The following is a 12,313-nucleotide window of genomic DNA, read 5'->3' on the forward strand; positions in this document are numbered from 1 at the left end:
AGCCGGAAAAAATATGCGTTTCCCAACTCGAGTGGAACAAATATGTGAACAAAAAATGTAAAAAAAAAACCATTTTTGGGTTGAATTTTAAGAAAATTTTATGCATACTTACTTCCGAGCCTGAATATAAAAAACCTTTATCTAAAAGGCTATTAAATTCTCATGAAATCACACGAAACTTTTGTTAAAGTACGATATGCCGAAACCGACCAGATGGGTGTGGTGCATCACGGGAATTACCCGCAATACCTTGAAATTGCTAGGATTGACTGGCTTGAGGCCCTCGGTATTTCATACAAAAATATGGAAAAGGAAGGCATCATGTTGCCGGTTTTCGAATTAAATCTAAAATATCACAAACCCGTAACCTTTCATGAAAATATTCGCGTGGTTACCCGCTTGAGGGATTTGCCAAATGTTAAAATTATTTTCGACTACGAAGTATTCAATGAACAGGGTGAACTGGTCACCTCAGCGACCTCTGTTTTGGTATTTATGGATGCCAATTCCAGGCGGCCTATCAGGTGCCCAAAGTTTATTCTCGATAAGCTGGAAAATTAAATTTCCAGTTTTTTAATTTCTACTTTATAGGTGTTATCGAATTTGGAATAAATATCCTCCGCATCTTTTTTCCGAACCGAAATAAAGATCTGGCAATCGATCTCTAATTTCTGATCGATCACATTTAAATTGTTCTGCTTGATCACCTGCATCACTTTATTCATTTCGGGATAATCGAATTTCACCACATAGACCTCGTCGATGGTTCTTTTGATGATATTTGATTCTTCCAGCGCCATCTGGGCTGCAGTTCTATAGGCATTGATGAGTCCGCCAACGCCTAGTTTCACTCCGCCAAAATACCGAACTACTACAACCAATATATTGGTTACATCAAATGCCTGGATCTGCCCGTAAATGGGCATCCCGGCAGAATTTGAAGGTTCCCCGTCATCATTGGCGCGATAACGCTGGTTGTCCTCCTCCTTTCCCAGTTGCCAGGCGTAGCACCAGTGCCGTGCCTTATGATGCTTGGCTTTTAATTCGGCTAAATGCTCATTGGCTTCCTCTTCGGTTTTGATGGGAAAGGCATAGCCGAAAAACTTCGAATTCCGGTCCTTGAAGAGAACCTCGGGAGATGCCTCGGTTATGCTTTGATAGGTGTCTTTCATATCGCCGAATTTGCTACCAGGATAATGCTAATTACAGCAATTGCAAGGCCTATCCAGTTCTTCCTGATTAGGTATTCTTTAAATAAAAAGATTCCCACCAGGGTAGACAGGGTTACGATCGCCACATGGTTAAGGGTGAATATGGTGGAACTTTCAAATCCTTCACTCCTTAATGCCATCACTAAAAAATAGATCGAGTAATAATTAGGGATTCCAAGTGCAATTCCGCCAAGAATATTTTTGAAACTGATACTTAATTTGCCTAAAAATCCCTGGATGATCAGGATGATGATCCCGATGATTCCCGCCGTGGCAAAAATGGTAGAGGAAAAAAGTCCCACATCGGTTTCTGAAACATAGCTGGTTTCCAGGTATTTAAGACTAGTGTCTATGATTCCACTTCCTACGAAAACCAATAAGGGGAAAATGAGGTTCTTATATTTTATACTGATGCCTTCCTTGCTTTTTATCGAGGTAAGATAAACCGCCACCAGTGCAAGGATGATCCCCAGGATTTTTAAAAAGCCGGTACTTTCATTATATAAAAAGATGCCGAAAAGTACCGGGATGGCGACAGACATTTTTGTTGCCACCGCGACGACTGAAAGTCCGCTTTTTTGAGTGGTGATGGCAGCAAGGTTGAAAACGGTGATAAATAGTACACCCAGCATCAGGGCCCCGGGAAACCATTCCTGCGATGAAACCTGGGAAATATTTGAACTGCCATCAATGTACCCGAAATATCCAACGGTGCAGGCTATAAAATAGTTAACGATAATGGCCTGCAGGGTGTTGATCCCGAATTTGGTGTAGAGCCTGAATACGATAAAGATGACCGTAGAAGACAGGACGCTAAGCAGCAGGTAGATCAAAATAACTCGCTTTTAGTGGTAAACAGGTCGATGATGTCTTCGCGGGTTGGTTCGATGTTCCAGGTATGAAAGCCCAGGTTTGCTGCGGCTTCGGTATTTTCTGGCGTATCATCGACGAAAAGACATTCTTCAGGTTTAAGGTCGTGGTGTTCCAGAACGAATTCAAAGATCCTGGGGTCTGGCTTTCGCATCCCTATTTCATGAGAAAGATAAAAAGCGTCGAAGCAATTCTTGAAATCTTCAAAAAATGGCACACGTTTCTTAATATTTTGAATATGATTTTCATTGGTATTGCTCAGGAGGATGAGTTTGTAGTCTTTCTCTTCGGCTAACTTCTGAATGAACTTAAAGCGATATTCCGGAAAATCAAGCAGGATCGCATTCCAGGATTTCAGAAATTCCTCCGATTTAAGATCGGGGAACTGGGCCCGGTAAAACTCTGAAAATTCATCAGATGTAATAAAGCCCTGTTCATATTCTTTATTCCTGGCGTGAACCTCTTCCGAAAGTTCATCAATATTCATCTTCTTGAGTTCCCGCCCGGTAGCTTCCTTATCCAGGTTGATAAAAACATCTCCAAAATCAAATAGTATCGCCCTGATCATTTCTGTAAATTTTTAAGTGGTCGTTTTCGATGAATTTTTCGACTTTCAGTCTTGCTGAAGCTGAAAGCCTGGGAGCGGGCGTACCCTCTCCAAAATAGGATTTTCCTGTGAACAGCCTGGCTTCATCCCAAAGTCCGGCTTCTATGAACTGCTGAAGCGTTTTGCTGCCGCCTTCAATGATCACCGATTGTATTTCGTGTTTTACCAGTACCCGGCAAACCTCTTTCGCAATATTTTCAGAAAAATCGATGTTATCGTAGATCGTATTTTTTTTATTCTCAGCTTTTGAACTGTCGTCGCAAAGCACGATGGTTTTTTGCTGATCATCCAGGATGGCCGAATCTGCCGGAACTTTCAGGTACTTATCAATAAGAATGCGAACTGGATCATTCCCTGTCCATTTTCGAACATTCAGTTTTGGGTTATCATTCAGCGCAGTGGTGGTGCCAACCAGGATGCCGGCTTCCTCGCTGCGCCATTTGTGAACCAGTTGCCCGGAATGGTTGTTGGTAATCCAAACCGGCCGTTTTTCGTCTCTTGCCAGGGGGGCTATAAAACTATCCTGGGTTTGGGCCCATTTTAGGATAATATAAGGTCGTTTCTTTTGGTGAAAAGTGAAGAAACGCTTGTTCAGTTCATAGCACTCCTTTTCCAGGATTCCCACGTTTACCTCGCAACCGGCGTCCATCAGTTTTTTAATGCCCCTTCCGGCAACCTTTGCAAAAGGATCTATGGTGCCAATCACTACTCTTTTGATGCCCTTTGCGATGATAAGGTCGCTGCAGGGCGGAGTCTTTCCAAAATGGCTGCAGGGTTCAAGGCTTACATATATGCTAGCATCCTTTAAAAGCTCCTGATCTTTCACCGAGTTGATCGCATTGACCTCGGCATGAGCTTCACCTGCTTTTCGGTGCCAGCCCTCGCCAATGATCTTACCTTTATAAACGATAAGGCTACCAACCATGGGATTCGGGTAGGTGTTTCCAAGCCCGTTTCGGGCTAGTTCTATACAGCGTTTTATGTATTTTTCGTGTATATTCACGCCACAAAAATAGAATTAATTAGGCAGAATGGAGACATGGAAAATCCGGGAAATTGAACCGGAAGACAATCAGCAGGTTAAAGCACTAATACGAGAGGTACTGGTTGAAATGGGGGTTCCAAAAGTAGGAACCGCATACGAAGACAAGGCGCTGGACGATATGACCAGCACCTATGAAGGCAAACGTATGGCTTATTTTGTGGTGGAAGAAAATGATAAGATAATTGGTGGAGCTGGGATCGCCCCCTTAACTGGACTGGAGGAAAAGGTTTGTGAACTTCAGAAGATGTATTTCCTGCCGGAAGCCAGGGGTAGAGGAATAGGTATGCAAATGATCACTCAATGTATGGATTTTGCACGCGATCAGGATTTCGACACCTGCTATATCGAAACCCTTCCATATATGGAAAATGCCCGGCGTTTATACGATCGCAAAGGTTTTAAGGTCATAGAAAAACCCATGGGCAACACCGGTCATTATAACTGTACCGTCTTTATGACCAAGGATCTTAGGGCGGCTGAATAGAACCTACATGCTTTTAAAAGACTTCAGAGATCATTTCAGGAAAGAATTAAAGGGAGAATTTCCAGCGACCGAAATTGACTCCTTCTTTTATATTCTTATTTCTGAATACCTTGGCATAGACAGGCTTCAGCTTGCCATAAATCCTGAAACTAAGATCGAATCTGAAAAATTAATAAAGCTAGAAAGTGCTTTAAAGCGCTTAAAATCGCACGAACCTATTCAGTATATAACCGGAAAACAGGAATTTTTCGGGATGGAATTCAGGGTTGATAAAAATGTGCTGGTGCCAAGGCCGGAAACCGAAGAGCTGGTACAATGGATACTGGATGATATTCCAAATAAAGAAAATGACCTTAAGATCCTCGATATCGGTACCGGTAGCGGTTGTATCGCAATTAGCCTGGCTGCTTACCTGAAAAATGCCGGGGTGCAGGCTTACGATATTTCGGAAATGGCGCTGGAAATAGCTTCGCAAAATGCTGAAATAAATAAGGCTGAGGTTCAACTTAAGAGGCAGGACATATTAAAACTGGAAAAACTCGATGAAAGTTTTGATATCATCGTGTCTAATCCGCCCTATGTTCGGGAACTGGAAAAAAAGGAAATGAACCGGAATGTCCTCGAACACGAACCCGATACCGCTCTCTATGTGGAAGACCAGGATGCCCTGGTCTTTTATCGAAAGATAGCAGGCCTGGCTCAAATATCTTTACCGGTTAACGGACTCCTGTATTTCGAGATCAACCAGTATCTTGCTCACGAAACCGAAGCCCTGGTTAAAAAAATGGGTTTTGAAACCGAGCTTAAAAAGGATATTTTTGGAAACTTCAGAATGCTGAAGGGCATCAAAATTTGAAATTAATGGACACAGCTATCAATACGATTCAAAATCTGGCCGTTTTTTGCGCAAGCAGTGATGGGAATGATGAGCAGATCTATCAGACCGCGTATGAGGTGGGTAAGAAAATGGCAGAAAACGGGATGAGGCTTGTTTATGGCGGAAGTAAACTGGGCCTTATGGGCCAGGTCGCCAGGGGAGTCATGGATCATGATGGCAAGGTTACCGGGGTGATCCCCGATTTTTTAAAGACCAAGGAGGTTGTTCATACCAATCTGGACCGGTTGATCACCACCCAGGACATGCACGAACGTAAATTGAGCATGAACGAGCTAAGCGATGCGTTTGTCGCCCTGCCCGGCGGTTTCGGAACTTTCGAGGAACTTTTCGAGATCGTGACCTGGGCACAGTTAGGCCTGCATCGAAAACCAATCGGCCTTTTGAATATCAACGGTTTTTACGACGACCTGGTGAATATGCTGAATAAAATGACGGAAAAAGGTCTGCTTAAAAAGGACAATCTCGATATTCTGCTTATTTCAGATGATTTTGATGAGTTGCTTGAGAAAATGAGAAGTTACAGGCCGAAGCCCGTACCGAAATGGATGAATAAGAACCAAACCTGAATTTATGAAGATCAACAAACTAACGGTTTATTCGAGCCGGATCAAGAAATTGCTGAAATTCTACAGGGATGAGCTCGGTTTTGAGATCAGGGAGTATGCTGAAAAAAGCTTCGAACTAAAACTGGGGTATTCTGTTCTCAGGTTTGAATACCGCGAACATGCCACGCCCTATCATATCGCATTACATGTTCCAGACAGGCAGGAAGAGGAAGTGCTTCAATGGGTGGAAACCAATCTTGGGGCCCTAAAGAACAACGAGGAAAAAATCATCGATTTCAGCAACTGGCATGCAAAATCGGTTTATTTCTATGATGCCGATCGCAATATCATGGAATTTATCTCCCGCAGAGACTTCAGTAAACCGGAATCAGCGATCTTCGAACCAGTCAATATTGTAGGAATTGCCGAGATCGGGCTGGCGACAGATGATGTGGAACAAAAATTCCGCAAGATGAAAGAGGAGATCGGACTTCAGAAGTTTGACGGAGACCTTGAACGCTTCTGTGCCATTGGTAACCCTGAAGGACTTGTTATCACAATCAATAAAGACCTTAAAGACTGGTTTCCCACCGGGGACCGGGCTTACATGTCGGCATTTAAGGTTGAGATCGAGCATGAGGATAAGCAGTTTGCTCTGAAATTTGACAAAAATAAACTAGATATTAGCAAAATTTAATTTCTGAATGGAAATCGAACAAAAGATCCAGCAGCTTCGAAAGGAATTACAGGAACATAACTATAACTATTATGTTCTGGATAAACCCGAGATCAGCGATTATGAATTTGATATGAAGTTGAAGGAGCTTCAGGAGCTGGAAGAAAAGCATCCTGAATTCCAGGATGAAAACTCTCCCACCAGGAGAGTGGGCGGCGCTGTAACCAAGAATTTCGAGACAGTGGTTCATGACCACCGTATGTATTCGCTTTCCAATTCCTATTCAAAAGAAGAGCTGGAAGACTGGGAAACCAGGATCCGGAAGATCGTAGATGGAAAAGTGGAGTATGTTTGTGAGCTCAAATATGACGGTGCTTCCATAAGTCTTACTTATGAAAATGGGGAGTTATCGCGAGCGGTTACACGTGGCGACGGCTTCCAGGGAGATGATGTGACCAATAATGTTCGTACGATAAGATCGGTTCCCTTAAAGCTGAAAGGCGATTACCCGGATAGATTCGACATAAGGGGAGAGATCATCCTGCCTTATGAAGGTTTTGCAAAAATGAACGCAGAACGGGTGGATCTCGGTGAGGAACCCTACGCGAATCCAAGAAATACCGCTTCCGGAAGTTTAAAACTTCAGGATAGTGCAGAGGTTGCAAAAAGACCGCTTGAATGTTTGCTATACAGCCTGGCTGGTGTCACCAATATTCCCACACAGTTCGAAGGACTGGAAAAAGCCCGGGAATGGGGTTTTAAAGTGCCACCTGAATCTGAATTGAAATCCAGTATTAAGGAAGTGCTGGATTATATCAATTACTGGGACCAGCATCGTCATGACCTGCCTTATGAAACCGATGGCGTTGTGGTAAAGGTGAATAGCGTACAGCAACAGGAAGAGCTGGGGCATACCGCCAAATCACCACGCTGGGCCATGGCCTATAAGTTCAAGGCAGAGCAGGAGAGCACTAAGCTTGAAAAGATCACTTACCAGGTTGGGCGTACCGGTGCCATTACCCCGGTTGCCAATCTACAGCCGGTTCAACTGGCAGGTACGGTGGTGAAAAGAGCTTCTTTGCATAACGCCGACCAGATCGAGAAACTGGATGTACGCGAAGGAGATGTTGTGTTTGTTGAAAAAGGCGGCGAGATCATCCCTAAGATCGTGGGAGTGGATTTTACTAAACGCGATCCGGATTCGGAACCTACGCAATACGCCACGAACTGTCCCGAATGCGGAACCGATCTGGTAAGAAATGAAGGGGAAGCTCAACATTACTGCCCAAATACCAATGGTTGCCCTCCCCAGATCACTGGAAGGATCCAGCATTATATTTCAAGAAAGGCAATGGATATTGAAGGCCTGGGAGGTGAAACAGTAGCCTTACTGGTTAACGCCGGATTGATAAATAATTATGCCGATCTCTATACACTTAAAAAAGAAGATATATTACCGCTGGAAAGAATGGCGGATAAGTCGGCTGAAAACCTGATCAACGGAATTGAAAAATCCAAGGAGATCCCCTTCGAGCGGGTGTTATTTGCTCTTGGGATCCGCTATGTAGGAGAAACTGTAGCAAAGAAACTGGCCAAGCACTTTAAAAGCATCGACGCCCTGATGGCAGCTTCAGAAGAAGAGCTAATTAACCTTGATGAGATAGGTGAACGAATAGCCTGGAGTGTAACCGATTTTTTTAGCAATGAAGAGAACCGGGAGAACATTGAGCGATTAAGAGAATTCGGAGTGCAGATGGAGATTGCGGCCGATAAACTGGCCAATCAGACCGATATCTTGAGCGGAAATACCTTTGTGATCTCCGGGGTTTTTGAAAAAGTTTCCAGGAACGAACTGAAGAAACTCATCGAAGACAATGGGGGAAAGGTGGCGAGTTCTATTTCTTCAAAAACCAATTACCTGGTAGCAGGTGACAATATGGGACCCAGCAAGCTGGCAAAGGCTGAAAAACTGGGCACGAATATCATTAGCGAAGATGATTTCTTAAAGATGCTGGAATAGATGAGGTATATGCTGTTCCTGTTGTTATTTTTATTCGAAGCCGTAAGTGCACAGGAAAAAAGCCTTTCCGACGGTTTTGTTTACCTTGATGAGAAGATCCCAGGAATCGTTTATGATATAAGGTATGCCGGTAGTAATAATTTCATCGGTAAACCGGTAAGTGGTTATCATAAACCTCAGGCGATTTTGAGTGAACCGGCCGCAGATGCGCTTTTAAAAGTTCAGGAAGAACTGATACAAAAAGACCTGATGCTGAAGATATTTGATGCTTACCGTCCGCAGCAGGCAGTAGATCATTTTATCAGGTGGGCAAGGGATAAAGAAGATACCCTTATGAAGGCTCAATTTTACCCGGATATTCCCAAATCCCGACTTTTCCAGCTGGGATACATTGCCAGTAGATCTGGCCATTCACGTGGAAGCACTGTAGACCTGACTTTGGTTGATGCCAACACCTGTAAAGAATTGGATATGGGGAGTCCTTATGACTTTTTTGGAAAGATATCCCATCATTCAGCTCCCGGGATTAGCGAAACCCAGAAAAAGAACCGGCTGCTTTTAAAAAGTATGATGATGAAGCATGGTTTCCGGCCTTATGCTGAAGAATGGTGGCATTATACCTATAAACTAGAAACTTATCCTGATACTTATTTTGATTTTCCGGTTGAGTAAATGTTAAGTATTCAGCACTTTTACTGAAATGGTTTATTGGTAAACCCAATGATAATCTGGTAATCTTTGATTTTTTAAGAAAATTTTAGGATATTTCGACATCCATATCGGATTGTTCAAATATGAGATCAAGCGGCCTTTATGTTTTAGCCTGCGTACCACCTTTAATCATTAACCTGTTTGCTGTAGGTTATAATTGGGATCTGGTAGCCAATGTTTCATTTCTGGCTGTTTTTATTCCGCTTTTTGTGGGATTCGGCAGGAAGCTGGACTGGTCTAATATAAATAGTTCTGTTTTTATAGTTCTCACTGTACTTGCCGGTTTAGCCGGGTTGGTGGAGATCGATCATCTCAATCTTATATTCCTGTTTTTTGGAATGTTCTCTTATGTTTTCCTGGCGCGGGAGGCCCTAAAATATACCCAACGCCAGGCTGCAAATAGATACATGTTACTACTGTTCTTTCTGTTAATAGCGCTTAATGTATATTTTCTCTACGGTCATTTGGAAGAAATGGGTAGCCAGTCTATGAATTTTCTTGAGTTGAGTTTTTATTCTCTTTATTATATCAATTTGCTTATCCTTGGGATAGTGGGGCTGGTCTATTATCTCAATTCGTACTCGCGAAAATCGGTTTATTTTGTTAGCCTTGTAATGATGCTGGTCCTGGCCGATGTGCTTAGGGATATGGCAGATTTCTATCTTCAGGTAACCAGTGTTCTGCTACTGGAAAGTTTACTAAGGTTTGGGAGCATAGTTCTTGCCTTCCTGTTTTTTACTACCAGGGAAAAAAAGCTTAGATTGATCAACCTGGTTTAGAGCCTTTTTATTTCACAAATTCTGCAAAGCTGTTAAATTCCTAAACTGTCCTGTACAGCAGCTAAAGTATTCCCTGAATTCTCGTCTTAATTTATATACATTTGCCCCCAGAAAATCCAGACCATGATAGGCTCTAAAATTAAGGCTAAACTGCTTCCGGGTTTGATCAGGAAAGCAAAAAAGGCGAATGCGCGACCTTTGGTTTCCGGTTCTGGAAGAATTGGTTTGATCGTCGACGCCAAAGATCTGGAAAAGAAGTCGGGTCTTTTGAAGATCCATGATCTGGCGGGGTATCCTAAAAAGGATTGCAAGCTGGTAATCTGCGGTTCCCGGAAGGAAATTGTGGACGTAAATTTTCCGGTGATCCTGGATCCTTCAGAAATATCAATTGGCGGAAAATTTGAGTCGGAAGATATCAGGAATTTTATAGCTACGGAATTCGATTTTCTGATCTGTAATTTTTCTGAAAGCTGCCTGCATGGAATGCTGCTTGCAGCCAGTTCAAAGGTCAGTGTGAAAATTGGCAATTCTCCGGATGAATTTGGAGTATTTGACCTGGAGATCGAAGCTGAAAATCCGGATGTTTTTCAGCAGGAAACCTTAAAGTATATAGAAATATTTAAAAAGAATAGATAATGAAAGCTTTTATTGGAACGGGAGTAGCATTGATCACTCCTTTTAAAGAAGATCTTAGTGTAGACACAGAAGCTTTAGGTAAACTGGTGGAGAGCCAGATCGCCAATGGTATTGAATACCTGGTGGTTCTCGGAACCACAGCCGAGAGTGCAACTTTGAGTCAGCAGGAAAAGGAGCTGGTGAAAGCTGAAGTAAAAAAAGTAAATGCGGGAAGATTGCCTTTGGTTCTTGGAATTGGCGGAAACAGCACTGCCGGTGTCGTCGAGGAGATCAAAACTTCAGATCTAGAAGGGTTTGATGCCATACTTTCGGTTTCACCTTATTATAACAAGCCAAGCCAGGAAGGTGTCTACCGTCATTTTAAAGCAGTTTCAGAAGCTTCGCCATTACCTATCATTCTTTACAATGTACCGGGAAGAACTGCTTCGAATATGCTTCCGGAAACCATCAACCGTATAGCGAGAGATACTAATAATGTAATTGGCGTTAAGGAAGCAGCCGGGGATATAGTCCAGGCGATGAAATTAATAAGCCTGGTTCCTGATGATTTTCTGGTTATTTCTGGTGACGATATGATCACTTTACCAATGACGCTTGCTGGCGGAAAAGGGGTGATCTCGGTGATCGCGCAGGGTTTTCCACAGGAATTTTCAGATATGGTAAGAGCCGGGCTTAACGGGAAAGTTGCAGAAGCCTACAAATTGCATTATAAGATAGCTCCTTCCATAGACCTTATTTTTGCCGAAGGTAACCCTTCAGGTATTAAGGCGCTTCTGGCAAAAAAGCAAATAATAACGAATCGATTAAGGCTTCCGCTTGTGGAAGCAACTGAAAAGCTTCAGGAGAAAATAGATGATTTCGTAGACCAATTTTAAAGGATACTTTTTTAGATCTATCTGGAAAATCTTTCTGTAATAAGCAATAAAGCCTCAAGAATTGGGTTATTTCAAGCCTTAAGGAAAGTTTTTTTTATAGTCACAAAAAATGTATTTTTGCCAGATGTTTTTACGTATCATGAAAAAAGGAATTCTCTTACTTAGCTTACTTTTTCTTTGCCTGTCCTGCAGTGAATATCAAAAACTGTTAAAAAGTGACGATACTGCTGCCAAGTATACAAAGGCAGAAGCCTATTATAACAAGGGATTAGAAGAAGACAGCAATAGGGATTTGAGAAGGGCTTTAGGCTTGATGGAACAGATCGAGTCCCAGTTTCGTGGAAAACCACAGGGGCAGCGAATCGCCTTCCTTTTAGCGGATACGTATTACAGGCTTGAAGATTATTATTTATCTTCTTTTCAGTTTGAAAGATTCCTTCAGCTTTATCCGGATAGTGAAAAAGCCGAAGAAGCAGCCTTCAAAATGGCGGCGAGTTTTTATTATCGTTCACCACGGTACAACCTTGACCAGAGCGAAACCAATAAAGCGATCGAAGAATTGCAGGTATATCTTAACCGGTATCCGGAAGGAGAGTTTGTTGAATCCGCCAACGATATGGCTACCGAGCTCAGGATCAAGCTTGAAAAGAAATCTTACGAGATCGCCAAACAATATCACTTAACACAGTTCTACAAAGCCGCAATTGCGTCTTTCAATAATTTCATTGCCGATTATCCGGGCTCCCCGTTCAGGGAAGCAGCCTATTATTACAGGTTCGATTCGGCATATAAACTCGCGATCAACAGTTACGAGGTTTTGATGGAAGAAAGACTGGAAGAGGCTAAAGAATATTATAAATCGTATAAAAAATATTATCCTGAAGGGGAATATATTCAGCAAATTGAGGAATCCCTTACAGATATAGACAGTAGGTTACAGAACTTTTAATTTTAGG

At 42.5% G+C, this 12,313-nt stretch carries 15 protein-coding genes; 11 read left to right on the plus strand and 4 right to left on the minus strand.

Annotated features, from left to right (window positions below):
• The first annotated feature begins 162 nt into the window (after positions 1–162).
• Complete coding sequence (locus MKO06_RS07430) at positions 163–561, plus strand: acyl-CoA thioesterase (RefSeq protein WP_241551546.1); 399 nt, start codon at positions 163–165, stop codon at positions 559–561.
• Here the strand turns inward: MKO06_RS07430 and MKO06_RS07435 are convergent.
• The 4 genes from MKO06_RS07435 to ribD are packed head-to-tail and all read right to left on the minus strand — an operon-like array spanning position 558 to position 3,691.
• The gene (locus MKO06_RS07435; RefSeq protein WP_241551547.1) at positions 558–1,172 is read right to left on the minus strand and encodes an IMPACT family protein; all 615 of its coding nucleotides are present in this window, start codon (positions 1,170–1,172) and stop codon (positions 558–560) included. The two genes, MKO06_RS07430 and MKO06_RS07435, sit on opposite strands and share 4 nt — an antisense overlap.
• Positions 1,169–2,044, minus strand: a complete 876-nt coding sequence (locus tag MKO06_RS07440) for an EamA family transporter (protein ID WP_241551548.1) — start codon at positions 2,042–2,044, stop codon at positions 1,169–1,171. Before MKO06_RS07440 ends, MKO06_RS07435 begins: the two co-directional genes overlap by 4 nt.
• Positions 2,041–2,649, minus strand: a complete 609-nt coding sequence (locus MKO06_RS07445; RefSeq protein ID WP_241551549.1) for an HAD family hydrolase — start codon at positions 2,647–2,649, stop codon at positions 2,041–2,043. The genes MKO06_RS07440 and MKO06_RS07445 overlap by 4 nt, the downstream gene beginning before the upstream one ends.
• On the minus strand, positions 2,627–3,691 hold the full coding sequence (gene ribD / locus MKO06_RS07450; protein ID WP_241551550.1) for a bifunctional diaminohydroxyphosphoribosylaminopyrimidine deaminase/5-amino-6-(5-phosphoribosylamino)uracil reductase RibD: 1,065 nt from the start codon (positions 3,689–3,691) through the stop codon (positions 2,627–2,629). The genes MKO06_RS07445 and ribD overlap by 23 nt, the downstream gene beginning before the upstream one ends.
• A gap of 28 nt (positions 3,692–3,719) precedes the next feature.
• Here ribD and MKO06_RS07455 point away from each other — a divergent pair, with 28 nt between their 5' ends.
• From MKO06_RS07455 to MKO06_RS07500, 10 genes are all read left to right on the plus strand, one after another.
• Positions 3,720–4,217: a GNAT family N-acetyltransferase gene (locus MKO06_RS07455; protein ID WP_241551551.1), complete on the plus strand. Its 498-nt coding sequence runs from the start codon at positions 3,720–3,722 to the stop codon at positions 4,215–4,217.
• Between the two features lie 7 nt (positions 4,218–4,224).
• Complete coding sequence (gene prmC, locus MKO06_RS07460; protein ID WP_241551552.1) at positions 4,225–5,073, plus strand: peptide chain release factor N(5)-glutamine methyltransferase; 849 nt, start codon at positions 4,225–4,227, stop codon at positions 5,071–5,073.
• 5 nt (positions 5,074–5,078) lie between these two features.
• A complete protein-coding gene (locus MKO06_RS07465) occupies positions 5,079–5,681 on the plus strand; it encodes an LOG family protein (protein ID WP_241551553.1) in 603 nt (200 codons plus the stop codon).
• Between the two features lie 4 nt (positions 5,682–5,685).
• On the plus strand, positions 5,686–6,357 hold the full coding sequence (locus MKO06_RS07470) for a VOC family protein (protein ID WP_241551554.1): 672 nt from the start codon (positions 5,686–5,688) through the stop codon (positions 6,355–6,357).
• A gap of 7 nt (positions 6,358–6,364) precedes the next feature.
• Positions 6,365–8,356 (plus strand): NAD-dependent DNA ligase LigA, encoded by a 1,992-nt coding sequence (gene ligA / locus MKO06_RS07475; protein ID WP_241551555.1) that lies wholly within the window; start codon positions 6,365–6,367, stop codon positions 8,354–8,356.
• Positions 8,357–9,028 carry a M15 family metallopeptidase gene (locus tag MKO06_RS07480; RefSeq protein WP_241551556.1) on the plus strand — a complete coding sequence of 224 codons (672 nt, stop codon included), beginning with the start codon at positions 8,357–8,359 and terminating at the stop codon, positions 9,026–9,028.
• 122 nt (positions 9,029–9,150) lie between these two features.
• Positions 9,151–9,846: a hypothetical protein gene (locus MKO06_RS07485; RefSeq protein WP_241551557.1), complete on the plus strand. Its 696-nt coding sequence runs from the start codon at positions 9,151–9,153 to the stop codon at positions 9,844–9,846.
• Between the two features lie 123 nt (positions 9,847–9,969).
• On the plus strand, positions 9,970–10,482 hold the full coding sequence (locus MKO06_RS07490; protein WP_241551558.1) for a DUF6913 domain-containing protein: 513 nt from the start codon (positions 9,970–9,972) through the stop codon (positions 10,480–10,482).
• The gene (gene dapA / locus MKO06_RS07495; RefSeq protein WP_241551559.1) at positions 10,482–11,357 is read left to right on the plus strand and encodes a 4-hydroxy-tetrahydrodipicolinate synthase; all 876 of its coding nucleotides are present in this window, start codon (positions 10,482–10,484) and stop codon (positions 11,355–11,357) included. Before MKO06_RS07490 ends, dapA begins: the two co-directional genes overlap by 1 nt.
• Positions 11,358–11,481: 124 nt before the next feature.
• Positions 11,482–12,306, plus strand: a complete 825-nt coding sequence (locus MKO06_RS07500) for an outer membrane protein assembly factor BamD (RefSeq protein WP_241551560.1) — start codon at positions 11,482–11,484, stop codon at positions 12,304–12,306.
• The last annotated feature ends 7 nt before the right edge of the window (positions 12,307–12,313 follow it).

The organism is Christiangramia oceanisediminis (genome assembly GCF_022570735.2).
Classification (GTDB): Bacteria; Bacteroidota; Bacteroidia; order Flavobacteriales; family Flavobacteriaceae; genus Christiangramia; species Christiangramia oceanisediminis.